At 71.9% G+C, this 23848-nt stretch carries 21 protein-coding genes; 13 read left to right on the top strand and 8 right to left on the bottom strand.

The features are described from left to right. Positions 1–146: 146 nt before the first annotated feature. The 8 genes from OOZ19_RS15320 to OOZ19_RS30165 all read right to left on the bottom strand — a co-directional run bounded on the left by OOZ19_RS15320 (position 147) and on the right by OOZ19_RS30165 (position 11965). Entirely contained in the window at positions 147–5411 is a 5265-nt protein-coding gene (locus OOZ19_RS15320) for a type VII secretion system-associated protein (protein WP_266090771.1), read from the bottom strand. Positions 5412–5885: 474 nt separating this feature from the next. Further along, positions 5886–6647 carry a sirohydrochlorin chelatase gene (locus tag OOZ19_RS15315; protein WP_266090770.1) on the bottom strand — a complete coding sequence of 254 codons (762 nt, stop codon included), beginning with the start codon at positions 6645–6647 and terminating at the stop codon, positions 5886–5888. 4 nt (positions 6648–6651) lie between these two features. Beyond that, positions 6652–7998 carry a sulfate adenylyltransferase subunit 1 gene (locus tag OOZ19_RS15310; RefSeq protein ID WP_266090769.1) on the bottom strand — a complete coding sequence of 449 codons (1347 nt, stop codon included), beginning with the start codon at positions 7996–7998 and terminating at the stop codon, positions 6652–6654. Further along, positions 7998–8948: a sulfate adenylyltransferase subunit CysD gene (gene cysD, locus OOZ19_RS15305; RefSeq protein ID WP_266090768.1), complete on the bottom strand. Its 951-nt coding sequence runs from the start codon at positions 8946–8948 to the stop codon at positions 7998–8000. The genes OOZ19_RS15310 and cysD overlap by 1 nt, the downstream gene beginning before the upstream one ends. Positions 8949–9118: 170 nt before the next feature. Next, the gene (locus OOZ19_RS15300) at positions 9119–9859 is read right to left on the bottom strand and encodes a phosphoadenylyl-sulfate reductase (RefSeq protein ID WP_266090767.1); all 741 of its coding nucleotides are present in this window, start codon (positions 9857–9859) and stop codon (positions 9119–9121) included. A gap of 14 nt (positions 9860–9873) precedes the next feature. Further along, positions 9874–10041, bottom strand: a complete 168-nt coding sequence (locus tag OOZ19_RS15295) for a hypothetical protein (RefSeq protein WP_266090766.1) — start codon at positions 10039–10041, stop codon at positions 9874–9876. Next, positions 10038–11750, bottom strand: coding sequence for a nitrite/sulfite reductase (locus OOZ19_RS15290; protein WP_266090765.1), 1713 nt, complete (start codon positions 11748–11750; stop codon positions 10038–10040). The genes OOZ19_RS15295 and OOZ19_RS15290 overlap by 4 nt, the downstream gene beginning before the upstream one ends. 122 nt (positions 11751–11872) lie before the next feature. Beyond that, positions 11873–11965 (bottom strand): putative leader peptide, encoded by a 93-nt coding sequence (locus OOZ19_RS30165; RefSeq protein ID WP_416309439.1) that lies wholly within the window; start codon positions 11963–11965, stop codon positions 11873–11875. A 114-nt stretch (positions 11966–12079) separates the two neighbouring features. Between OOZ19_RS30165 and hemW the strand changes: the two genes are divergently transcribed. From hemW to recO, 13 genes are all read left to right on the top strand, one after another. Continuing rightward, complete coding sequence (gene hemW, locus OOZ19_RS15285; RefSeq protein WP_266090764.1) at positions 12080–13306, top strand: radical SAM family heme chaperone HemW; 1227 nt, start codon at positions 12080–12082, stop codon at positions 13304–13306. A gap of 172 nt (positions 13307–13478) precedes the next feature. Beyond that, positions 13479–14504 carry a heat-inducible transcriptional repressor HrcA gene (hrcA, locus tag OOZ19_RS15280; RefSeq protein ID WP_266090763.1) on the top strand — a complete coding sequence of 342 codons (1026 nt, stop codon included), beginning with the start codon at positions 13479–13481 and terminating at the stop codon, positions 14502–14504. A 63-nt stretch (positions 14505–14567) separates the two neighbouring features. Next, positions 14568–15746 carry a molecular chaperone DnaJ gene (gene dnaJ, locus OOZ19_RS15275; RefSeq protein WP_266090762.1) on the top strand — a complete coding sequence of 393 codons (1179 nt, stop codon included), beginning with the start codon at positions 14568–14570 and terminating at the stop codon, positions 15744–15746. A gap of 599 nt (positions 15747–16345) precedes the next feature. After that, positions 16346–16717, top strand: a complete 372-nt coding sequence (locus OOZ19_RS15270) for a histidine triad nucleotide-binding protein (protein ID WP_266090761.1) — start codon at positions 16346–16348, stop codon at positions 16715–16717. A gap of 116 nt (positions 16718–16833) precedes the next feature. After that, positions 16834–18021, top strand: a complete 1188-nt coding sequence (locus OOZ19_RS15265) for a PhoH family protein (RefSeq protein WP_416309438.1) — start codon at positions 16834–16836, stop codon at positions 18019–18021. Further along, on the top strand, positions 18018–18575 hold the full coding sequence (gene ybeY / locus OOZ19_RS15260) for an rRNA maturation RNase YbeY (RefSeq protein ID WP_266090760.1): 558 nt from the start codon (positions 18018–18020) through the stop codon (positions 18573–18575). The genes OOZ19_RS15265 and ybeY overlap by 4 nt, the downstream gene beginning before the upstream one ends. 126 nt (positions 18576–18701) lie before the next feature. Next, positions 18702–20027, top strand: coding sequence for a hemolysin family protein (locus OOZ19_RS15255; RefSeq protein WP_266090759.1), 1326 nt, complete (start codon positions 18702–18704; stop codon positions 20025–20027). Further along, entirely contained in the window at positions 20020–20385 is a 366-nt protein-coding gene (locus OOZ19_RS15250; protein ID WP_266090758.1) for a cytidine deaminase, read from the top strand. The genes OOZ19_RS15255 and OOZ19_RS15250 overlap by 8 nt, the downstream gene beginning before the upstream one ends. A 47-nt stretch (positions 20386–20432) precedes the next feature. Next, a complete protein-coding gene (era, locus tag OOZ19_RS15245) occupies positions 20433–21356 on the top strand; it encodes a GTPase Era (protein WP_266090757.1) in 924 nt (307 codons plus the stop codon). A gap of 129 nt (positions 21357–21485) precedes the next feature. Beyond that, positions 21486–21941 carry a CD225/dispanin family protein gene (locus OOZ19_RS15240; RefSeq protein ID WP_266090756.1) on the top strand — a complete coding sequence of 152 codons (456 nt, stop codon included), beginning with the start codon at positions 21486–21488 and terminating at the stop codon, positions 21939–21941. 63 nt (positions 21942–22004) lie between these two features. Beyond that, on the top strand, positions 22005–22481 hold the full coding sequence (locus tag OOZ19_RS15235; RefSeq protein ID WP_266090755.1) for a CD225/dispanin family protein: 477 nt from the start codon (positions 22005–22007) through the stop codon (positions 22479–22481). Beyond that, positions 22478–22897 carry a DUF2752 domain-containing protein gene (locus tag OOZ19_RS15230; protein WP_266090754.1) on the top strand — a complete coding sequence of 140 codons (420 nt, stop codon included), beginning with the start codon at positions 22478–22480 and terminating at the stop codon, positions 22895–22897. Before OOZ19_RS15235 ends, OOZ19_RS15230 begins: the two co-directional genes overlap by 4 nt. Before the next feature lie 127 nt (positions 22898–23024). After that, positions 23025–23846 carry a DNA repair protein RecO gene (gene recO / locus OOZ19_RS15225; RefSeq protein ID WP_266090753.1) on the top strand — a complete coding sequence of 274 codons (822 nt, stop codon included), beginning with the start codon at positions 23025–23027 and terminating at the stop codon, positions 23844–23846. Positions 23847–23848 lie beyond the last annotated feature (2 nt).

The raw sequence follows: 23848 nt of genomic DNA, 5'->3' as shown, positions 1-23848 counted from the left end.
CGTCCGACGCACGGCGAAATCGCTGTCCTCGCGAGGAGGCCGCGGGGAACCCGCGGCGGTGCCGGTTGGTCGAGCGGTCGCTGCTCAGCGGCTTCGCCGCTGAGACCACGAACCCCGAGCACGCACCGGAGTTCGAGGAGGGGCTCTCATCCCGCGTACCGCTTGGCCCAGTCCGGTGCCGTGCCGTCCGGGACGAGATCGGTCTCGGCGCGGCGTGCGTCCGCGATCAGCTGCTCCACCTGGTCGTGCAGTTCCAGCTGATCGAGCCACTCCGGCGGGATCCCCGCCGCTCCGCGCGCCGCTCCGAGCAGGCCGCCGCAGAGCGCCGCGGTGGCGGCGGAGTCGCCGGAGTGCGTCGCGGCCAGCGCGACGGCGTCCGAGAACGAGTCGGGGTGCGTCAGGGCCGCGGCCACCGCGACGCCGAGGGCGGCCGGGGCGTGCCGTCCCGCGCCGAGCTTCTCCAGCGCGGGCACCGGAACCGGGCCGTGCTCGGCCAGTTCGAGCGCGTCGCGCAGCGAGCGGATCGTGTTCTCGTTGCCTTCCCATGCCTTCAGCTCGTTGAGCGTGGTGTGCACGCTCTCGGCCAAGGTCTGGCCGTCGCGCAGCGCGGCGACCATCGCGGCGACCGCTGCCGCCGGGAGGTAGCCGTCCGGGTGGCCGTGGGTGAGCACTCCGATGGTGATGCCCAGTTCGACGGCCGCGCCGGGCGTGTCGGCGTGCAGTCCGACCACGGCGCCCCGCGCCGCGGCGGCGGCACCGGTGGCCTGGTTCGGCGGGGTGCTCGGCGTGGGGGCGGCGCTCTCGCCGTCCCACCCGGCGAGCGCGGTGAGGGTGGCCTCGTCGGGGAAGCGCTGCACGCGCAGCGCGGACTGCTCGGCGAGCGCGGCGGGCCGCACGGCGGGCTCGATCGGCGCGCCCTGGGTGAGCACCCAGTGCTGCAGGGTGCCGCGGACCAGGTCCACCGGCGAGGTGCCGGGCCGGTTAAGTCCCTTGTGGACGGTGGAGCGGAGCAGGCCGTCCAGCACGAAGACCGACTGCTGGCCCACCGCGGTGGACCGGCCACGGCCGCCGAGGTACTCGGCCGGTTCGCGGACCCCGTCCGGATTGCGGCGCAGGATCGCACGCTGGGACAGGAACGTCCACGGCGCGCCCAGCGCGTCGCCCGCGAGCACGCCCAGGGCGCACCCGGCGAGCCGGTCCAGCCGGTCCAGCGCCGCCGGGACCTCCTCGGCGAGCTCGCCCTCGCCTTCGCCCGCGGCCACCAGCTGCGCGGCGCGTTCCGCGCCGAACGCCTCCTGGAGCAGCTTGTGCAGGCCTTCGGAGAGGTCGTTGGGGGTGTCGTCCTCGCCGTCGCGGAACTTGCGCCACGCGGCGAGCAGCCGCAGCTCCTCGTCGTTGAGGCCGTCACCGGCCTCCTCGTCCGCGGGAGCCTCGGCCGCGGCAGCGTTCTCGGCCGGTGCAGGGGACTCCGCCGCAGCGGGGGCTTCCGGGGTGACGGGAGTCTTCGGCGTGGCCGGGGCTTCCGGCGTGGCGGGAGTCTTCGCCGCCGCAGGAACTTCCGGCGTGGTCGGAGTCTTCGCAGCCGCAGGAACCTCCGGCGTGGCCGGAGACTCGGGCGCCGCGGGAGCCTTGGAGGCCGCAGGAGTCGCGGGCGCCGGGGGAGTCGCGGGTTCGTCGTCGGTGATGGCCGGGATCGGGGCGATCACCGCGGTGGTCTCCGCCGCGGTCTCCGGCACCGCCGTCCGCTGCTTCGGCTCGGCGGGGCGCTCGGGCTTGCGCGGCGCGGTCGCCGCCTTCGCCGTCGGCGCGCTGCCCGCGGGGTAGCGGCGCAGCCACTCCGGAACCGAGGGCGGGTGCTGCCCGAACTCCTCCGTCGCGTCCCGCGCGAGCTGCTCGATGACCTCGCCCAGCTCCACCCGCTGCCGCCACGCGTGCGGGACGGCGCTCGCGGTGTGCGCGGCGCCCATGATGTTCCCGCAGATCGAGGCGGTGGCGTCGCTGTCGCCGGAGTGGTTCGCGGCCAGCACCACGGCGTCGGCGTAGGACGATGGCCGGGCGAGCGCGGCGCACACCGCGATGGCCAGAGCCTGCTCGCCGACCCGGCCCTCACCGAGCCGGTGCTGGATCTGCTCCGGGGTGGGGGTGCCCTCGGTGGCGAGTTCGATCGCCCGGCGCAGCGCGCTCGTGGTCTCCTCGTGACCTTCCCAGCCGGACAGCTCGGTGAGCGCCCGATCCACGCCCTCCGGCAGCGAACGGCCGCTCAGCAGCTGCGCCACGATCACCGCCAACGCCCCGGCGGGCAGGAACCCGCTCGGGTGACCGTGGGTCAGCGCGGCGGTCGCCGCACCCACCCGGAACGTCTCGGTGGGGTCCGCCGACCAGAAACCGGCCGGTGCCGCGCGCATCACGCCGCCGCAGCCCTTGGAGTCGTTGATCCGGTTCGTGAGGGTGCCAAGCCGGCCGCTGGTGGCGTAGGCGTGCAAGGCCTGCACGCAGGTGGCGCCCGGCGCGCGGCGCACGAACAGGCCCTTCTCCCGGATCAGCCAGCCGTCCGGCGGCGCGGAGGCGATCGGGCCGCCCGCTTCCTTCCAGTCGAAGCCCTGGGTGTGCAGCCAGCGCTGGTAGGCGTGCTGGACCTGCGGCGCCGGATCGGTCTCGTCGTAGAGCCTGCGGCGGATCGAGGCGCGGATCAGGCCGTCGGTGGTGAACAGGGTCAGCTGCGTGTCGTCGCTGATCGAGCCGCCGGGGCGGTGCGCGTCGACGAAGTCGACCACGCCAGCGGCACCGTGCTTGGCGCGGATGGCCTCGATCGAGTCGTCCTCGACGGGGTAGCCGAGGGCGTCGCCGACCGCGCCACCGAGCAGGCAGCCGAGGATGCGGGCGCCGCGTTCGGTCGCGGGCTCGCTGAGGGTGCGGGTGGGGCCGCTGTAGGAGGGCTGGGCCGTCGCCGGGCTGGCCACCGGTTGCTTCGTCGCCGGTGCGGTCTGGGTTTTCTCCTGCGGCGGGGCGGTTTCGCCGTTCGCCGGGGAGGAAGTGGGCCAGGAGCCCATGGTGGGCAGCGGCGGGGTGGCGGACTGCTCGGCGTCGGCGGGAGCCTGCGCCGCCTCGTCGTCCGCCGCGGCCTTCTCCTCGGCCAGAGCCGAGGGTTCTTCTTCGGCCTTCGCGGTCTGCTGCGCCACCGCGGGCTCGTCCGCGGACGCCGCTTCCTCGGCGGGAGCGGGTGCGGCGGATTCCTCGGGCCGGTCCGCCGGGACGGCGGCAGCGGTCCGGCCGCCGGGCGCCAGCTCGGCCGCCGAGTCCGAAGTGGACTGCGCGACCGATGCGGACTCGTCCTGCTTCGCCGGCGTCGAACCGCCGGTGGCGTCGGCGGAACCCTTCGCGGCCTCGGTCTTCCCGGCGGAATCGCCCGCCGGAATCGGGAACCGCGCCACCGGATCGGGCTTCCCGGCGGTCTCCGGCGCGCTCGTCGTGGCGGTGTCGTTGCCCGCGTCCGCCTTCGCGGCAGCGGGTGTCGCGGCCTGCTCGCCGCTCGCCGAACCGGTGGCCTTCGCGTCGTCCGGCTCCCGGACCGCGGGCTGCTCCGAGGTCCGCGCCACGGCGTTGTTCCGCACGGTGCGCGGCAGCTCGGAGTCGAAGTCCAGGTCGATGAGGTCCCGCTCGGCGGGGTAGCGCTGCGACCAGGTCTCGTCGGTGCGCGGTTGCGGACCGAACTCCACCAGCGCGTCGGTGGTCAGCTTCTCGATCGTCTCCCGCTGCTTGAGATCGCGCAGCCACACGCCCGGCATCGCGGACACGCCTTCGCGGGCGCCGACGATCGCACCGCAGATCGCGCCCGTCGAGTCGCTGTCGCCGGAGTGGTTCACCGCGGCCATCACGGCCGGGCCGATGCCGTCGTTGCTCAGCGCCGCGCACACGGCGATGGCCAAGGCCTCGTGGCCCGTCCAGCCGCCGCCCAGCAGGTCCTTGATCTGCTCCGCGGTCGGCGCGCCCTGCGCGGCGAGGTCCTCGGCGACCAGCAGCAACCGCTCGGTCTGCTGGTGCCCGTCGCACTCGACCAGCAGGTCGCGGGCCGCGCTCAGCGCGTCCGGCAGCGGCGCGCCGCCCAGCAGGCCGTGCACCAGCACCGCGAGCACCCCGGCGGGCAGGTAGCCGCTGGGCTTCGAGCAGGTCAGCGCGGCCCCGGCCGCGGCGAGCCGGAACACCTCGCGCGGGTCCTCGGACCACAGCGCGAACGGCGCCGCGCGCACCACGCCGGTGTTGTCGTCGGAGTCGTTGATGGGGCGCTGGAACGTGCCCGGCGCGCCGATGGAGGCGAACTCGCGCAGCGCGGTGATGCACTCGCTGTTCGGGGACCGCACGGCGAACAGGTCGCGCTCGGCGATGAGCCAGCCGTCGGGCTCCGGGTGGCGCTCGGCGAACGGTCCCGCGGCCCGCGACCAGGCGTGGCCCTGGGTGTGCAGCCAGCGCTGGTAGCCGAGCTGGACGGCGGGCAGCGGGCCGCCGGTGGCACCGCCGCGAGCCGCGACGTGCCCGCGGATGAGGCCTTCCAGCGTGAACAGGATCAGCTGCGTGTCGTCGGTGAACTCGCCGGGGTGGTCGCCGCCGCGCTCGTAGTCGGTGACGCCGCGTTCGCCGAAGCGGCTGCGGATCTGCTCCACCGGGTACGTCTCGATCGGTGCGCCCAGCGCGTCGCCCGCCGCGGCGGCCAGCACGCTGCCGAGGAAGCGCTGCCCCCGGTCGCTGGTGATGGGGTCCGGGGCCTGCTGCTCGGTGGTCGGCACCTTCGCGGGCTGCGTGACGTCCGGTGCGGGGTTCGCGGGCGCGGGGGACGGGGCGCTGCGGGAACCGGCGGACTTGATCAGGTCCTCGCCCGGGATGCGCGCTTTGACCTGGCTCGTCGGGTTGATCTGCAGGTCCATGCCGGTGGGGTTGCGCTCGACGAGCTGCCTGCCGGTCATGCGCTGCCAGCTCGTCCAGTTCGCCGGGAGGTAGGCCTCCGAGGTGAACAGCTGCAGCTGCCGCCGGCCCGAGTCGTGGTCCATGGTGAACAGGCCGCTGCCCTGCGGCTGCGCGAACAGGATCAGCTCGGCGTCCAGCAGCGCCGCCAGCAAGGTGGGGGCCTGCGCGTAGCCGGTGGTGGTCAGCTGCAGCGCGCGCTCGACGTCGTTGGTCGGCGCGGGCAGCCGCAACGCGACCGGGGAGGGGCGGTAGTTCGGGTTCGGGGAGAAGTCGTCGGTGAGCTCGCCGCGTTCATCGACCCGGTAGCCGCCGATGAAGCCCCAGGGCGGCACTTCCGCGTTCGGGTCGCTGAAGATCGGATCCACCACGTACAGCCAGGTGTTCGGCTGTTTGGCGGCCTGCTCGCGCATGGCCGGCGTGATCACCGGCCGGCTCGGCTGCTGGGTGTTCATCTCCCGCACTCGCCCCCGACTTGTCGTTGCACCTTGATCCTTGCCGCCGAGGTTCACCTGACTCACCCGAAAGTGTGGTTTCGCGCCGCGATACCGCTCGGCTGCGCTGCGACGCACCACCGTCGCGTAGTTGATCCGCACTCTCTCATGGCCACTTGGGGTGAAGTTTAGTGTTCCACAAAAACACCCTGCGTCAGCGAGGGTGATATCCGCCGGAGGTGTGAGGAACCGGGCGGCGCCGGACGAACCGGGCCACCCGGCGGCGACCCGAAGTCGGGGTAACCGGGCCGCCGCCGGGCGTCGGTGCGCCCATGTCGGGGCCGCACGGATCGCATCTTGCCCGGATGGTTGCGCACCTGGGCGAACTTGTCGGAATTCCGCAAGAACGGCCCAATCCGTTGCCCCGCTCGGTGCCGCGCGCTGCGCCGAACGCCGAACCGGAAATCAGGCGATTCGGCCATGCGAGTGGCCGGGTCACGCGACGCCGGTGGCGTCCTCGTCGCGGTCCAGGGCCTGCGCGTGGCGGGTGAGGACGAGCTCGGCGACGGCGGGGGAGTCGGCCATCGGTGCGGCGATCAGCGGGGAATCCCCCACGGCATGGGCCTGTGCGGCGTGGATGACGCGGTCGGTGAGCAGGCCGGGTGCGAGGAACCAGAACGCCACTGCGATCCGGCGGGCACCGCGCTCCCGCAACCGGGAGATCGCGGCGGGAACGTCGGGTTCGGCGGCGGTCGCGAACGCGGCGACCGCGCCCGCCCACGAGGTCCGCTCCTGCCACCGCTCGGCGACCCGCGCGACGAGCCGGTTCGCCGGGGCGTGCGCCGAGCCGACCCCGGCGAGCACCACGCCGAGTTCGGAATCAGCCGTGGTAACACCGGTTTCGCCGAGCCGGTCCAGCGCAGCGGCCTCCAGCAGCGGGTCGGGGCCGAGCACGTCCGCGGTGCGCAGCCGCAGCCCCGGCAGCCGCGCGCCCGCCTCGGCGACGACGGCTGGCAGGTCGACCTTCGCGTGGAAGGCGCTGCCCAGCAGCAGTGGCACGATCACCGCCTCGCGGTGCCCGTCGGCGTGCACCGCGCTGAGCACATCGCCCACCCGCGGCGCGGACAGGTCCAGGAAGGCCGCGCGCACGTCCAGGTCCGGGCGCTCGGCGCGCACCACGTCCAGCAGGGCGTGGACGGTGCGCGCCGAGCGCGGATCCCGGCTGCCGTGCGCGACGGCGATCAGAGCGGGCCGCACCGCGTCAGCTCGCGACGGCCGCCGCGAGCGGCGCCAGCGGCAACCCGATCAGGCCGGCCGCCAGCGTGGTGCCGTCCGCCGGATCGATCACCAGGAACGAGCCGGTGCGCCGGGACTCGGCGTACTCGTCCACCGGCAGCGGTTCGGCGGTGCGCAGCTGCACGCGGCCGATCTCGTTGAGCTGCAACGAATCCGGAGTGTCCACACTGGCCAGTTCCTGTTCGTCGAAGCGCGCGGACAGCTCCGTCACCATGGCCTGCACGGTCCGGGTGCCGTGCTTGACCAGCACCCGTGCGCCCGGCTGCAGCGGCTTCTCGGCCAGCCAGCACACGGTGGCGTCGAGCTCGTCGGTGACCCGCGGCGCGGAGTCCGCCGCGGCGATCAGATCGCCCCTGGACAGGTCCACGTCGTCTTCCAGCAGCAACGTCACCGAACGCCCGGACGCGGCGCGCGGCACCGGCCCGTCCGGAGTGTCCACTTGGGACACGCGAGTGCGGATGCCCGCGGGCAGCACGACGACCTCGTCGCCCTGCGCGATGACGCCCGCCGACACCTGGCCCGCGTAGCCGCGGTAATCCGGGAGCTCGGCCGTGCGCGGCCGGATCACGTACTGCACCGGCATCCGGAACGGCGCGTCGAACGGGTCCGGGGCGACCGGCACCGTCTCCAAGTGCTCCAGCAGCGCGGGCCCGGAGTACCACGGAGTGCGCTCCGACCGCTCCACCACGTTGTCGCCGTGCAGCGCCGACACCGGGATCGTGACCACGGCGTCGTCGGCGTAGCCGAGCGCGCGGGCGTGCCCGGTGAACTCCGCGGCGATGCGCTCGTAGATCGCGCCGTCGTAGTCCACCATGTCGATCTTGTTGACGGCGAGCACCAGCTGCGGCACACCCAGCAGCGCCAGCACCGCCGCGTGCCTGCGGGTCTGCTCGATGACGCCCTTGCGCGCGTCCACCAGCAGGATCGCCAGCTGCGCCGTGGACGCGCCGGTCACCGTGTTGCGGGTGTACTGCACGTGCCCCGGGGTGTCGGCGAGCACGAACGTCCGCTTCGGCGTCGCGAAGTACCGGTAGGCCACGTCGATCGTGATGCCCTGCTCGCGCTCCGCGCGCAGGCCGTCCACCAGCAGCGACAGGTCCGGTGTCTGCAGGCCCCGGTCCGCGCTGGCGCGGTGCACCGCGTCCAGCTGGTCGGCCAGCACCGACTTCGTGTCGTGCAGCAACCGGCCCACCAGCGTCGACTTGCCGTCGTCGACCGAACCGGCCGTGGCCAGCCGCAGCAGGTCGGTGTGCACCGGCAACACCACTTCGGCACCGGAATCCGGTGCGGTGCGGGTCGTGGTCTCGGTCATCAGAAGTAGCCCTCCCGCTTGCGGTCCTCCATCGCGGCCTCCGACATCCGGTCGTCGGCCCGCGTCGCGCCGCGTTCGGTGAGCCGGCTCGCGGCGACCTCGGCGATCACGTCGTCCACGGTGTACGCCTCGGACTCCACGGCGCCGGTGCAGGAGCCGTCGCCGACGGTGCGGTAGCGGACGATCTTCTCCTCGACGGTCTCGCCGTCGCGGGCACCGCCCCACGGACCCGAGGTCAGCCACATCCCGTCGCGCTGGTACACCTCGCGGCGGTGCGCGTAGTAGATGTCCGGCAGTTCGATCTTCTCGCGCTGGATGTAGCGCCAGATGTCGAGTTCCGTCCAGTTCGACAGCGGGAACACCCGCACGTGCTCGCCGGGCCGGTGCCTGCCGTTGTAGAGGTTCCACAGCTCCGGGCGCTGGCGGCGCGGGTCCCACTGGCCGAAGGCGTTGCGCAGGCTGAAGATGCGCTCCTTCGCCCGCGCCCGCTCCTCGTCGCGCCTACCGCCGCCGAAGACCGCGTCGAACTTGTTCTCCGTGATCCCGTCCAGCAGCGGCGTGGTCTGCAGCGGGTTGCGGATGCCGTCGGGGCGCTCGGTGAGCCTGCCGTCGTCGATGTAGTCCTGTACCGAGGCCACCACGAGCCGCAGGTCGTGCTTCGCGACGAGCCGGTCGCGGAACGCGATGACCTCGTCGAAGTTGTGCCCGGTGTCCACGTGCAGTAGCGGGAACGGCACCGCCGCCGGCCGGAACGCCTTGATCGCCAGGTGCGCCAGCACCGTCGAGTCCTTGCCGCCGGAGAACAGGATCACCGGCCGGTCGAACTCCCCGGCCACCTCGCGGAAGATGTGGATGGCCTCGGACTCCAGGGCGTCGAGGTTGTCGACCTGAGGCGGTGCCCCCGTGGACACCGGGTCCTCCGGCAGGTCGAGCTGTGGCTCGGCGGTCATACCCATCCTCTCCGGGTGTGCGTGCTAACAAGTCCTTGCAAAGCGGTCGTTGTTCCGTGGCTCGTCAGCGGCGGAGCCGCTGAGCAGTGACCACGCGCGCAGCCGGACCAGTGCTGAGGTTCCGCTACCTGACCCGCTGCGCGAATCACTCCGCGAAGACTCCGTTCTGATCAGCCGTGCAGGCCGCATTCGGTCTTCGAGGTGCCCGCCCAGCGCCCGCTGCGCGGATCGGCGCCCGGCGCGGGCTTCGCCGTGCACGGCGCGCAGCCGATCGACGGGAAACCCGCGGGCACCAGCGGGTTCACCAGCACGCCGTGCTGCTCGATGTAGGCGTTCATCTCGTCGTCGCTCCACGCCGCGATCGGGTTGATCTTGACGAGGTTGTTGCGGTCGTCCCAGGTCACGATCGGCGTGTTCGCCCGCGTCGGGGCCTCCACCCGGCGCACCCCGGTCACCCAGGCCTCGTAGCGGGCCAGGGTGTCGCGCAGCGGCACGACCTTGCGCAGGAAGCAGCAGCGACCCGGATCGCGGTCGTGCAGCTTCGGGCCCTCCGCCGCGTCCTGCTCGGCCACCGACTGCTCGGCCTGCGCGTTGACGATGTTCACGTCGTAGACCTGCGCCACCGCGTCGCGGGTGCCGATGGTCTCGGCGAAGTGGTAGCCGGTCTCCAGGAACAAGACGTCCACACCCGGCTGCTGCTTCGCCGCCAGGTCGACCAGCGCCGCGTCCTGCATGTTGGAGGCGACGATCAAGCCGTCGCCGAAGGTCTCGGCGGCCCAGCGCAGCGCCTCCTCGGCGCTCGCCCCGGCCAGGCGGGGAGCGGCTTCGTCGACCAGCGCGCGCAGCTCCTCGTCGCTGCGGCGCACGCCGATGCCGGTGGCGGGGATGTCGGTGGTGGTCTCGGCAGTCATGAGTCTCCGTCTCCTCAGCCGCTCGCCAGTCCGACGAGCCGTACGGTGAACACCCGCAGGCAGGCCGCGCATTTCCAGGCGCCCGCCGGTTCCGCCTCCGGGACCAGTTCCTCGTCGCCGCAGTAGGGGCAGTAGAACGGCACCGCCCGGCCTTCCGGGGCGGCGCCGCCTTCCGCGCTCACTTGAGCGAGTCCTCGTCGGCGCGGCCCACCCACTGCGCGAACCGCTCGTCCTGCTCGCGCTGGGCGAGGTAGTTGCGCACCAGGCGCTCCACGTAGTCGCCGAGGTCCGTCGAGGTCACCTTGTGCCCGCGGATCTTGCGGCCGAACCCGGCGTCGAGGCCGAGCCCGCCACCGAGGTGCACCTGGAAGCCCTCGACCTGGTTGCCCTCGTCATCGCGCACCATCTGGCCCTTGAGGCCGATGTCGGCGGTCTGCGTGCGGGCGCAGGCGTTCGGGCAACCGTTGAGGTTGATCGTCACCGGGTCCTGGACGTCGCCCTGGATGTCCTCCAGCCGCTGCTCCAGGTCGTTGATCAGGTCGATGGCGCGCTGCTTCGTCTCGACGATCGCGAGCTTGCAGAACTCGATGCCGGTGCAGGCCATCACGTTGCGCCGCCACGGCGTCGGCGTGCTGTGCAGGCCCAGCTCGGCCAGGTCCGCCACCAGGCCCTCGACCTGCTGCTGCGGCACGTCCAGCACCAGCAGGTTCTGCTCCACCGTCGTGCGCACCCTGGCGGAACCGACGCGCTCGGCGGCCTTCGCGACCTCCACCAGCGTCGAGCCGCTGACCCGACCGGCCTGCGACTTCACGCCGACGTAGAAGTTGCCGTCGCGCTGCGGGTTCACCCCGAGGTGGTCGCGGTGCCCGCCGGGCGTCTCCGGCGCGGGGCCGTCGAGCAGCTTGCGGCCGAGGTACTCGTCCTCGATGACCTGCCGCGTCTTCTCCGCACCCCAGTCGTCGACGAGGAACTTCAACCGCGCCCGGTGCCGCAGCCTGCGGTAGCCGTAGTCGCGGAACAGGGAGGTCACCGCGTGCCACACCTCGGCGGCCTCCTCGATCGGAACCCAGGCGCCCAGCCGCACGGCCAGCTTCGGGTTCGTCGACAGGCCGCCGCCGACCCACAGGTCGAAACCGGGGCCGTGCTCCGGGTGCTCCACGCCGACCAGCGAGATGTCGTTGATCTCCGGCACGGTGTCCCAGCGCGGGGAGCCGCTGATCGCGGTCTTGAACTTGCGGGGCAGGTTCGACAGCGACTTGTCACCGATGTAGCGCTCGGTGATCTCCTTGATCGCAGGGGTGGCGTCGATGATCTCGTCCGCGGCGACCCCCGCGACCGGGGAGCCCAGCAGCACTCGCGGGCAGTCGCCGCAGGCCTCGGTGGTGTAGAGGCCGACCGACTCCAGCTTCTGCCAGATCGTCGGCATGTCCTCGACCCGGATCCAGTGCAGCTGCACGTTCTGCCGGTCGGTGATGTCCGCGGTGTCGCGGGCGTAGGTCTGCGAGATCTCACCCACGACGCGCAGCTGCTCGGTGGTCAGCGCGCCGCCGTCGACGCGGACCCGGAGCATGAAGTAGGAGGCGTCGAGCTCTTCCGGCTCGATCGTGCCGGTGCGGGCTCCGGGGATCCCGGCCGCACGCTGGGTGTAGAGACCCCACCAGCGGAAACGTCCGCGCAGATCGGCGGGGTCGATGGAGTCGAAGCCGCCGTGCGCGTAGATCGTCTCGATGCGGTGGCGGACGTTGAGCGGGTTGTCGTCCTTCTTGGACCGCTCGTTCGCGTTCAGCGGTTCGCGGTAGCCGAGCGCCCACTGGCCCTCACCACGCGTCTTGCCCTTGCGGGCTGGGGCGCGGCGCTCGGTACGGCTTTGAGCTTCCGTCGGGGGGACCATGGCCCGACCTCCGTGGTGGTGGACGAGGCACTCGGGGCGACGCCGCGCGGAGGCCAGTCAGGAGGTCTCGCAGTCAGCGCGTCCCCGGCGCCGACTGGACAGTTCGGAACGCGACGGCGGGTTCAGCCCGTAAGACGGCACAGTGCGCTGGAGACTCGTCGCAGATCCAGGTAGCGACGAGCGACCAACAGCAGCCTTGTTGCGGGCGCACCCATGACGGCCAGCGTGCCACGCGTCCACCCTGTGGTCCAACGTCAACCGGATAGTGAGACGAGGGTCAAACTCCGGCGCGCTCCGGCTGCTCACGCGCACTTTGGGACACTGGGCAGGTGCCTTCGCAGCCACCACCAGGTGAACCGGCTCCGCCGGATGGATCACTGCCCGCGAGCGCCCTGACCGGGCTCGGCGAGCGCCCCTTCGGCGTGTACGTGCACGTCCCGTTCTGCGCCACCCGTTGCGGCTATTGCGACTTCAACACCTACACCGCCGATGAGCTGGGCTCTTCGGGTGGTTTCGCGGACTGGCTGGACGGGTTGCGGGCGGAACTCGACCTCGGCGCCCGGACGCTCGCCGCCGGTGGCGGGACGGTTCCGGCGGCCCGCACCGTGTTCGTCGGTGGCGGCACGCCGTCACTGCTCGGCGCCGAGCGGCTCTCCTCCGTGGTGTCCGCCATCCGGGATTCGTTCGGCCTCACCGCCGACGCGGAGATCACCACAGAGTCCAACCCCGAATCCACGTCACCCGAGTTCTTCGCCGGTCTCCGCGAGGGCGGTTACACGCGGGTGTCGCTGGGCATGCAGTCCGCCGCCGAGCACGTCCTGCGGGTGCTGGAGCGCAACCACACCCCGGGGCGGGCCGTCACCGCGGCGCGCGAGGCGCGGGCGGCGGGCTTCGACCACGTGAACCTGGACCTGATCTACGGCACTCCGGGGGAGACCGACGACGACCTGCGGGCCTCGCTGCGCGCGGTGCTCGACGCGGGCGTGGACCACGTCTCGGCGTACTCGCTGATCGTCGAGGACGGCACCGCGATGGCCCGCAAGGTGCGCCGCGGCGAGCTGCCGATGCCGGACGAGGACGTGCTCGCCGACCGCTACGAGATCATCGACTCGACGCTGGCCGAGGTCGGTCTGCGCTGGTACGAGGTCTCCAACTGGGCCACCGACGACGCCGCGAGGTGCGCGCACAACCTCGGCTACTGGCAGGGCGGCGACTGGTGGGGCGCCGGTCCGGGCGCGCACAGCCACGTGGGCGGCGTGCGCTGGTGGAACGTCAAGCACCCGGCGCGCTACTCCGCGCTGTTGGCGGAGGGGCGTTCGCCCGCGCTGGCCAGGGAGCTGCTCGACGCCGAGGACCAGCGGGTGGAGCGGATCATGCTGGAGCTCCGCGTCGCCGAGGGGTTGGCGCTGTCCGCGCTCACCGCGGACGGGGTCCTGGCCGCGAAGCAGGCCGCCGAGGACGGGCTGCTGCGCCCGGAGGCCCTGAGCGCCGGCCGCTGCGTGCTCACCGACCGGGGCCGCCTCCTCGCCGACGCCGTGGTCCAACGCCTGCTGTGAGCGCCGCGAAGACCGCTCCCCGCGCGCGTTCACGTGGACGGCGGCGTCGCCGACGTCGCCGGTGCCCGAGCAGGATTCCGGCTGAGGGCGTCGGAGCGCGGGTGCGAGCACCGTAAACTTGCCGGGTGGGAGCACCGCAGCGGTGCGTGGCCTGGGGCGATGCGGAGGTGACGTGGTGAACGCCGATCAACGGCGGTTCGAGGTCCTGCGGGCGATCGTGGCCGACTTCGTGTCGACCAACGAGCCGGTCGGATCGAAGGCCCTGGTCGACCGGCACAACCTCGGCGTCTCCAGCGCCACCGTGCGCAACGACATGGCCGCGCTCGAAGAGGAAGGGCTGATCGTCCAGCCGCACACCAGCGCCGGACGAGTGCCCACCGACGCGGGCTACCGGCTGTTCGTCGATCGGCTGCACGAGATCAAGCCGCTCACCACCGCCGAACGCCGGGCCATCGGCGCCTTCCTGGAAGGCGCCCTGGACCTCGACGACGTGATGCGCCGCAGCGTCCGGCTGCTGGCGCAGCTGACCCAGCAGGTCGCGGTGGTGCAGTACCCGACGTTGACGCGGTCGACCGTGCGGCACGTCGAGGTGGTCACGATCACCCCGGCGCGGCTGATGCTGGTGCTCATCACCGACACGGGCCGGGTGGACCAGCGGATGGTCGACCTCGGCGACGTGATCACCGACGACGACGTGGCCCGGCTGCGCAACGTGCTGAACTCGGCGATGACCGAGAAGCGGCTCGCGGACGCCTCGGCGGCCGTGGCGGAACTGCCGGACCAGGCGCCGCCGGAGCTGCGCGACGCCATGACCCGCGTCGCGAGCGTGCTCATCGAATCCCTCGTGGAACATCCCGAGGAACGCATGGTGCTCGGCGGCACGCCCAACCTCACCCGCAACGTCACCGACTTCCCCAACTCGCTGCGCCAAGTGCTCGAAGCGCTCGAAGAGCAGGTCGTGGTGCTGAAACTGCTCGCGGCGGCCCGCGATTCGCGGACCGTCACCGTGCGCATCGGGATGGAGAATGAGGCGGAGGAGATGCAGACGACGTCGGTGGTGTCCACCGGCTACGGCACGCATGGGATGGTGCTGGGTGGCATGGGTGTCGTCGGCCCCACCCGGATGGACTATCCGGGAACGATGGCGGCGGTCCGCGCCGTTGCCGCTTATGTGGGTGAGATCCTGGCAGGCCGTTGACGCCTAGCCGGACGATCACTCGTCCACGTGAACTCGCAGACCTAGCAGAGGAAGATCGCACAGGTGGCCAGGGACTATTACGGGACCCTCGGGGTGGCCAAGGACGCTACGCCGGAGCAGATCAAGCGCGCTTACCGCAAGCTCGCCAGGGAATTGCACCCCGACGTGAACCAGGAGGCCAACGCCCAGGAGCGGTTCCGTGAGGTGACGACCGCCTACGAGGTGCTGTCCGATCCGAAGAAGCGCCAGGTCGTGGATCTCGGCGGCGACCCGCTGTCCCAGGGCGGCGGCGACGGCGGCATGGGCGGTGGTGATCCGTTCGCCGGATTCGGCGGCCTCGGCGACATCATGGACGCCTTCTTCGGCGGCTCCGGCGGCGGTGGAGGTGGCGGGCGCGGCCCGCGCAGCCGCGTGCAGCCGGGCTCCGACGCGCTGCTCCGGCTGGAGCTGACGCTGGAGGAGTGCGCCAGCGGGGTCAACCGGGACATCACCGTGGACACCGCGGTGCTCTGCGACTCCTGCGACGGCGGCGGTTCGCGCGTCGGCAGCGCGCCGTCGACCTGCGACACCTGCGGTGGCCGCGGCGAGGTGCAGTCGGTGCAGCGCTCCTTCTTGGGCCAGGTCATGACGTCGCGCCCCTGCCCGGTGTGCCGCGGCTTCGGCGAGGTCATCACCGATCCGTGCCAGCAGTGCAGCGGCGACGGCCGGGTGCGCGAGCGCCGGACGATCACCGTCAAGATCCCCGCGGGGGTCGGCGACGGCATGCGGGTGCGGCTGGCCGGTGAGGGCGAGGTCGGCCCGGGCGGTGGCCCGGCGGGCGACCTGTTCGTCGAGGTCGAGGAGCAGCCGCACGAGCGGTTCATCCGGGACGGCGCGGACCTGCACTGCAACGTCGAGGTGCCGATGACGGCCGCCGCGCTGGGCACGGTGCTGACGCTGGACACGCTCGACGACACCGAGGAGCTCACCGTGGAGCCGGGCACCCAGCCGGGCACCGAGCACGTGCTCACCGGCCGCGGCCTGCCGAAGCTGCGTTCCAACGGGCGGGTCAGCGGGCACGGCGATCTGCACGTGCACCTCGACGTGCAGGTGCCGACGCGGCTCGACGAGGAGCAGATCGAGCTGCTGCGCCAGCTGGCGACGCTGCGCGGCGAGGAGCAGCCGGAGCCGACGGTGACCGCGAACGGGAACGGCCAGCGGCAGGGGCTCTTCTCCCGCTTCAAGTCCTTCGGGCACCGCTGAGTCCCGATCGTGATCTGGAGGCCGGTCGCCGCCGGTCCTGGTTCCGCTCCGCCTCGGCGAGGCGCCTGACCAGGCCCGGTGGCGACCGCCGTTCGGGTACTTTCGGCGACAATCGCGTCACTGAATCGGAGTAATGGCCACGCGTTCGTGCGTTTTCTAGCGCGCAGGGATGACGCGGGGTTACGGTGGTTCTGATGCCTGAGGGTCACGGGTTCACCGCCTCAGGTAGCTCGCACAGCGAGCCCAACCGGGCGCTCGCCGGACACTCCCCCCTCGGTCCGGCGAGGCCGCGCCGTAGCCGGGCCACCCCCAGCCCCACTACGGCGCGGCACCCGGCTCGGGGAGCTTCCTCGCCGGACCTGCTCGGCGGAACCTCACCGGCTTCCTCGCTGCGGGACCGATGTCACCAGTTGCTCCGCCACGAGGAAACGATGTCCTCGCGCGGGAGCCGCTGAGAAACCGCGGCGGTGCCGGTGTCCGGGGTGGCCGCTCAGCGGCTTCCTCGCTGACAGGCCCGTGCCGCGGAGGCGGTCAAGGCCCGCCCCCGAAGACGGCGGGTGGAAGTCCGGGGCGCCGGGTGCGCGGATAGCCTTCCCGGCATGACCGACAGCGACCTGGATTCCCTGTTCCTGCGCATCATCGCCGGGGAGATCCCCGCGGACGTCGTGCACGACGGCGAGCGGGTGCTCGCGATCCGCGACATCAACCCGCAGGCGACGACCCACGTGCTGGTCGTGCCGAAGACGCGCTACCGCAACGCGGCCGAGCTCGCCGCCGCCGAGCCGGACCTGCTCGCCGAACTCGTGCGCGTCGCCAGTGACATCGCCGAGCGCGAAGGCATCGCCGAGTCCGGATACCGGCTGCTGTTCAACACCAACGCCGACGCCGGCCAGACCATCTTCCACGTGCACCTGCACCTGCTCGGCGGCGAGCCGCTCGGCGGGCTCACGGGCGGCCCGCTGAAGGGTTGACCGGGTGGGGAGGGCAGGAATGGCGACGCGACCGCGTTGCCGGTTGCTCTACCATCGAGAGCAGGAAGAAACGACCGACTTCGCGCGCCGAGCGCAGAAAGCAGGCCCGAACACACGTGGCCGGAATCGCAGCGGGTGGATCCGCCCAGTCCGGACAACAGCAGTCCAGGGACGTTGAGAACCAGCAGGGCAGCGCAACGCCGGACGGGACCGCGCGCAACGGCACGGCGTCGGAGCCGGACCTCTCCGCCCAGCGCCTGTCCGCGCAGCAGAACCGGCCGCAGGACCGGCCCGTCCAGTCGAAGGTCACCGTTCCGGACAGCGCGGTGCTCGCCCTCGTGGGCACCCGCGACGCGAACCTCCGGGCCGTCGAAGAACTCCTCGTGGCCGACGTGCACGTGCGCGGCAACGAGGTCACGTTGACCGGCGACCCCGGCGACGTCGCCTTCGGGGAACGGGTGTTCGCCGAGCTCATCGCGATGGTGGACAAGGGCGGCCAGCCGGGGCCGGACGCCGTGCGCCGCGTGGTGGACATGCTCTCCGCCGACGACGGCGAATCACCCGCCGACGTGCTCAGCCTGGACATCCTGTCCCGGCGCGGTCGCATCATCCGCCCGAAGACGCTGAACCAGAAGCACTACGTCGACGCGATCGACCAGAACACCGTGGTGTTCGGCATCGGGCCGGCGGGCACCGGCAAGACCTACTTGGCGATGGCGAAGGCCGTGCAGGCCTTGCAGTCCAAGCAGGTCAACCGGATCATCCTCACCCGGCCTGCCGTCGAGGCGGGGGAGCGGCTCGGGTACCTGCCGGGCACGCTCTACGAGAAGATCGATCCGTACCTGCGGCCGTTGTACGACGCGCTGCACGACATGATCGACCCCGAGTCGGTGCCGCGGCTCACCCAGGCGGGCACGATCGAGGTGGCCCCGCTGGCGTACATGCGCGGGCGCACCCTCAACGACGCCTTCATCATCCTCGACGAGGCGCAGAACACCACGCCGGAGCAGATGAAGATGTTCCTGACCCGGCTCGGGTTCGGCTCCCGCGTCGTGGTCACCGGCGACGTCACCCAGGTCGACCTGCCCGGTGGGCAGCGCAGCGGCCTGAAGGTCGTGCGCGAGATCCTCGACGGGGTCGACGACGTGCACTTCGCCGTGCTCGACAGCGGGGACGTCGTACGTCACCGGCTGGTCACCGACATTGTCAACGCCTACGATCGCTGGCAGGCCGAGCAGGACGCGGACTCCGAGCAGTTCACGCGCCGCTCCGGTCGCGGCGGTCAGTTCCGGGAACACGCATGAGCATTGAGATCGCCAACGAATCCGGGGTCGAGGTCGACGAGGGAACCATCGTCGCCGTGGCCCGCTACGCGCTGGACCGGATGAGCGTGAGCCAGCTCGCCGAGCTGTCCATCGTCCTGGTCGAGCTGAACGTGATGTCCGACCTGCACGAGCGCTGGATGGACCTGCCCGGTCCGACCGACGTGATGGCCTTCCCGATGGACGAGTACGACTCGTCGCGCCGTCCGGACGCGGTCGGGTCCGGCCCGGCGCTGCTCGGCGACATCGTGCTGTGCCCGGCGTTCGCGAAGGACCAGGCGCGCAAGGCCGGTCACGCCCTGATCGACGAGCTGCACTTGCTCACCGTGCACGGCGTGCTGCACCTGCTCGGCTACGACCACGCCGAGCCGGAGGAGGAGCGCGAGATGTTCGGGCTGCAGAACCGGATCCTCGCCGACTACCGGACGGCCCGGGACGAGGCGGAGCGCGCCGCCGCGCAGCGCGACGCGGACAACCGGGTGCTGGGGGCCGTGGGACTGGATCAGGGCGCCGAGCCCGACGTCCCGCGCGACTGAAGCGGTGCCGCGCGCGAAGGCTCGTGCGCCGCGCACGAGCAGTGCCGCCGTTGAGCGGAACAGGACGACGACGGGCGGGCCGGCCGGGTGCGGGCTTCGCGGGGTGAGAAGGCGGAGATCGTGTTCATGAGTTCGGCCGCACTGGTCGTGTGGGCTGTGCTGCTGGTCCTCGGGGCGGGGGTGTTCGCCGCCGCCGATTCGGCGGTGGGCACGGCATCGAGGGCGCGGGTCGAGGAGCTGCTGCGGGAGAACCGCGGCGGGGCCAGGCAGCTGGCGCTCGTGCTCGACGACCGGCCGCGGCACGTCAACCTGCTCATCCTGCTGCGCCTGGCCTGCGAGCTGGGCGCCACGGTGCTCGTCGCCGTGGCCGTGCAGCGCGGGGTCGAGTCGGACGCGCTGGCGGCGCTGTTCGCGATCCTGATCATGCTCGTGGTGTCGTACGTGCTGGTGGGAGTGGGGCCGCGGACCATCGGCAGGCAGCACCCGTACGGGGTGGGCCTGCTGGTCGCGGCGCCGGTTCGGGTGCTGGCGAGGGTGCTCAACCCGCTCACCCGGCTGCTGATCCTCATCGGCAACGGGCTCACTCCCGGCCGCGGGTTCCGGGAGGGGCCGTTCTCGTCGGAGGTGGAGCTGCGGGAACTCGTCGACCTGGCAGGTGAGCGCGGCGTGGTCGCCGCCGGTGAGCGCGAGATGATCCACTCGGTGTTCGAGTTCGGCGACACCATCGCCCGCGAGGTCATGGTGCCCCGGACCGAGGTCGTCTGGATCGAGCAGACCAAGTCCGCCCGCCAAGCCCTGGCGCTGTGCCTGCGATCCGGTTTCTCCCGCGTGCCGGTGATCGGGGAGAGCGTCGACGACATCGTGGGCGTGGTGACGCTGCGCGAGCTGACCCAGGCCCTCGCCGAGCAGGGCGACCTGAACCAGGCGGGCCCGGAACTCGGCGAGCTGATGCGCCCGGCGAGCTTCGTGCCCGACACGAAGCGGCTCGACGAGCTGCTCAAGGAGATGCAGCTGTCCCGCAGCCACCTGGCCATCGCCGTCGACGAGTACGGCGGCACCGCCGGTCTGCTCACCATCGAAGACGTCATCGAGGAGATCGTCGGCGAGATCACCGACGAGTCCGACCTCGAAGAGCACCGGCCGATCGAGCACCTCGACGACGGCACGGTCCGGGTGTCCTCCCGGCTTCCGGTGGAGGACCTGGGCGCCCTCTACGACGTGGAGCTGGACGGCTCCGAGGTGGAGACCGTCGGCGGGCTGCTCGCCCAGCGCCTCGGCCGGGTCCCGCTGCCGGGAGCCGAAGCCGAGATCGAAGGCCTGCGGCTGCGCGCCGAAGGCGGCAAGGACCACCGCGGCCGGATCCGCATCAACGCGCTGCTCGTGCGCCGCGCGAACGGCGAATCCGCATCGCACCGCGGTGCCGATCAGGAAGGAAGCAGCACCCGTGGCTGAGCAAGTGCAGGAATCCGCGGCACCGCAGGAACTCGACCCGGAGGACGCCAAGATCGTGACGCTGGCCCGCTCGGCCCGCGCGCGCATCGGCGCCGCCGAAGGAGCCGCCGTGCGCGACACCGACGGCCGGACCTACGCGGGCTGCACGGTGGAGCTGGCCTCGCTGCGGCTGACCGCGTTGCAGGTGGCGGTCGCCACCGCGGTCGCCAGCGGCGCCGAAGGTCTGGAGGCCGCCGCGGTGGTCACCGACTCGGCCGAGGTCTCCGCCGACTCCGTCGCCGCCGTGCGCGACCTCGCCCCGTCCGCTCCGGTGCTGCGCGCCGACGCGAGCGGTGCGGTCGCCGGAGTGCTGCGCTGAACAGGGCCGGTTCGTCCGCGGGCGTGCCCGGCGGTGACAATGGGCGGGTGAGCAGCACTCCAGACGCAGGTTCCGCCGATGAGCACCGTTCCGGGTTCGCCTGCTTCGTCGGCCGCCCCAACGCGGGCAAATCCACGCTGACCAACAGCCTCGTCGGCTCGAAGGTGGCGATCACCTCCAGCAAGCCGCAGACCACCCGGCACGCGATCCGCGGCATCGTGCACCGGCCCGACGCGCAGCTGATCATCGTGGACACGCCGGGACTGCACCGGCCGCGCACGCTGCTCGGGCAGCGGCTCAACGACCTGGTCTACGAGACCTGGTCCGAAGTGGACGTGGTCGGTTTCTGCGTGCCCGCGGACCAGAAGGTCGGCCCCGGCGACAAGTTCATCGCCGAGCAGCTCGCCAAGGTCGCCCGCCGCACCCCGGTGCTCGGCGTGATCACCAAGACGGACCTGGCCACCAAGCAGCAGGTCGCCGAGCAGCTGCTCGCGCTGCAGCAGCTGATGGAATTCGCCGACCTGGTGCCGGTTTCCGCGGTCGACTCCTACCAGATGGACACCCTGGGCGACCTGCTCGTGGGACACCTGCCGGAGGGGCCGCAGCTGTACCCGGACGGCGAGCTCACCGATGAGCCCGAGGAGACGCTGATCGCGGAGATGATCCGTGAAGCCGCCTTGGAAGGCGTCCGCGACGAACTCCCGCACTCGCTCGCGGTGAGCATCGAGGAGATGAACCAGCGCGAAGGACGCGACGACCTGGTCGACGTGCACGCGATCGTCTACGTGGAGCGGCAGAGCCAGAAGTCGATCGTGATCGGGCGCAAGGGCGAGCGGCTGCGCGAGGTCGGATCGCAGGCGCGCCAGCACATCCAGCGGCTGCTGGGCAGCAAGATCTACCTGGACTTGCACGTCAAGGTGGCCAAGGACTGGCAGCGCGACCCGCGGCAACTGCGCAAGCTGGGGTTCTGATCACAAGTTCGCCGCGGATTTTCCGGAAACGCCATCGGGGAACGTTCCTCTCGATTACGTTCCTGCTCAGGTCGTCGCGCTAGCCGCGCGACCGACACGACTTTCTGGGAATCGAACTAAGGAACCACCGTGACGAATCCGTACGGCGGCCCGCCCTCGGGGCCGAACCCGCAGCAGCCCCACGGCCAGCAGCCCTATGGTCAGCAGCCTCAGCCGGGCGGGCAGTACCCGCAGTCCGGTCCGCAGCCGGCTCAGCCCTACGGGCAGGCGCCGTACGGTCAGCAGCCTTACGGCCAGCCCGGTTACGGCGCGGGCGGCCCGCCGAACAACAACATCGGCTGGGGCATCGGATCCATCTTCCTGTGCTGGCCGTTCGCGATCCCGTCGCTGATCAAGGCCACCTCGGTCCAGCAGCTGTGGCAGTCGGGCCAGGCCCAGCAGGCGCAGGAAGCCGCCGATGAGGCCAAGAAGTGGGGCAAGATCGGCATCATCGCCGGTGCCAGCCTCTGGGCCGCGCTGATCCTGTTCTACGTCATCATCTTCGTCGTCATCATCGGTGGTGCGGCCAGCACGTCCGGTTACTGAGGTCATGCGGCCTGCCGTCGTTGACGGCAGGCCGTTGCTTCGTTCCTCCATGAAAGGACCCCCGTGACCAACCCCGATCCCGGTGCTTCGGGCCCGATCGGTGACCCGGGGCAGACCGGGCAGCCTGGGGCCGATCCGTACGGTTCCTATCCCGCGCACTCCGATCCGGCGCGAGCGGGCCAGGTCCAGCCGCCGCCGTACCAGCCCGCGGGCTACGGCCAGCCGAACCCCGCTTCGCTGCAAGCCCAGGCCGGTCTGGCACCTGGTGCGCCGATCAACAACAACCTCGGCTGGGCGATCGGTGCGATCATCGCTTGCTGGCCGTTCGGCATCCCCGCGCTGATCAAAGCGCTGAACGTGAACACGCAGTGGATGCAGGGCCGCCCCGACCTCGCGCAGCAGAGCGCGGACGAGGCGAAGAAGTGGGGCAAGATCGGCGTGTTCGTCGCGGCCGGGTTCCTCGGCCTCTACGTCCTGTTCTTCATCGGGTACTTCATCTTCCTGTTCGCCATCGTGGGCGCGGGAGTCGCCGGGTCATGATCAGCGCGCGGTCGCGGGCGATGGTGCTGCCCGCCGCCACCGCGCTCATCGGTGGCGCGGGCCTCGCGGCCGTGTGGTTCGCCGATCCGACCTCGGACGCCGGGTTCCCGCTGCCGCCGTGCCCGGTCAAATGGCTGTTCGGACTCGACTGCCCCGGCTGCGGCTGCGCCCGCATGATCTACAGCCTGTTGCACGGGGACCTGCTCCCCGCGTTGCACTACAACGCGCTCGCGCTGCTGTTCATCCCGTTCTTCGCGTGGTCCTGGACGGGCTGGGCCCTCGGCAGGTGGCGGGGCCGCGAGGTCAAGACGTGGGAGAACTGGCGCTGGTCGCCGCTGACCGCCCTGGTCCTGCTCGGGATCTGGTCCGTCGTGCGCAACCTCCCGTTCGCGCCGTTCACGTCGTTGTACGTCTGATGCCCTGAGCCCGGCCGCGATCCGGCATCGACCGCTCGACACGGCCGGACGTCGGCGAGCACCCTGCGTTCGCGCCAAGCGGCTCACCCGGAGCAGTCGGGTAGCCCGGTAGTGGGACGATGGGCGCGTGAGCCTCTACCGGGATACCGGCGTCGTGCTGCGGGTGCACAAGCTGGGTGAGGCCGATCGGATCATCACCCTGCTCACCCGCCGCTACGGGAAGGTGCGTGCAGTCGCCAAGGGCGTGCGCCGCACCACCTCGCGCTTCGGTGCCCGCGTCGAACCGTTCTGCCACGTCGACGTGCAGCTGCACACCGGGCGCACCCTCGACGTGATCACCCAGGTGCAGACGCTGGACGCGTTCGGCGTGCACATCGTCGACGACTACCAGCGCTACACCGCGGGCTGCGCCGTGCTGGAGACCGTCGACCGGCTCGCCGCTGAAGAAGGCGAACCCGTGCTCCGGCTGTACCTGCTGGTCACCGGCGCGCTGCGGGCGCTGTCCGGGCGGGAGCGGGACCCGTCGCTGGTGCTCGACGCGTTCCTGCTGCGCGCGATGTACTACGCGGGCTGGGCGCCCGCGCTCAGCGAATGCGCCCGCTGCGGCAGCGCCGGGCCGCACGCCGCGTTCAACGTGCAGGGCGGCGGGACGATGTGCGTCGACTGCCGGCCCACCGGCTCCGCGCGCCCCGCACCGCAGACGCTGCCGCTGCTGGAAGCCCTGCTGCACGGCGATTGGGACGGCGCCCAGCAGAGCACCGAGGCGGTGCGCCGCGAGGGCAGCGGGCTCGTCGCCGCGCACCTGCAGTGGCACATGGAGCGGCAACTGCGCTCGCTGCCGCTGGTGGAACGCCAGGAGCACCGCTCGGCCGTGCCCGAGATCATCCGGGAGCGCGCGGCGGTCGTCGACACCACGAGCGCGGAGACGGCGGACGGAGCCACCGGTTGATC

It is taken from the genome of Saccharopolyspora sp. NFXS83 (assembly GCF_026241095.1).
In the GTDB taxonomy this organism is placed as follows: domain Bacteria; phylum Actinomycetota; class Actinomycetes; order Mycobacteriales; family Pseudonocardiaceae; genus Saccharopolyspora_C.
The sequence above is the reverse complement of the archived record's forward strand: the minus strand, read 5'-3'. Positions and strand labels throughout refer to the sequence as shown.

Coding starts and splice junctions, on each gene's coding strand:
- OOZ19_RS30165 (WP_416309439.1), bottom strand. CDS start 11,965: ATGGGTGCGCCCGCAACAAGGCTGCTGTTGGTCGCTCGTCGCTACCTG.
- OOZ19_RS15310 (WP_266090769.1), bottom strand. CDS start 7,998: ATGACCGAGACCACGACCCGCACCGCACCGGATTCCGGTGCCGAAGTG.
- OOZ19_RS15255 (WP_266090759.1), top strand. CDS start 18,702: ATGAGTTCGGCCGCACTGGTCGTGTGGGCTGTGCTGCTGGTCCTCGGG.
- OOZ19_RS15270 (WP_266090761.1), top strand. CDS start 16,346: ATGACCGACAGCGACCTGGATTCCCTGTTCCTGCGCATCATCGCCGGG.
- OOZ19_RS15230 (WP_266090754.1), top strand. CDS start 22,478: ATGATCAGCGCGCGGTCGCGGGCGATGGTGCTGCCCGCCGCCACCGCG.
- OOZ19_RS15300 (WP_266090767.1), bottom strand. CDS start 9,859: ATGACTGCCGAGACCACCACCGACATCCCCGCCACCGGCATCGGCGTG.
- cysD (WP_266090768.1), bottom strand. CDS start 8,948: ATGACCGCCGAGCCACAGCTCGACCTGCCGGAGGACCCGGTGTCCACG.
- OOZ19_RS15320 (WP_266090771.1), bottom strand. CDS start 5,411: ATGAACACCCAGCAGCCGAGCCGGCCGGTGATCACGCCGGCCATGCGC.
- ybeY (WP_266090760.1), top strand. CDS start 18,018: ATGAGCATTGAGATCGCCAACGAATCCGGGGTCGAGGTCGACGAGGGA.
- OOZ19_RS15290 (WP_266090765.1), bottom strand. CDS start 11,750: ATGGTCCCCCCGACGGAAGCTCAAAGCCGTACCGAGCGCCGCGCCCCA.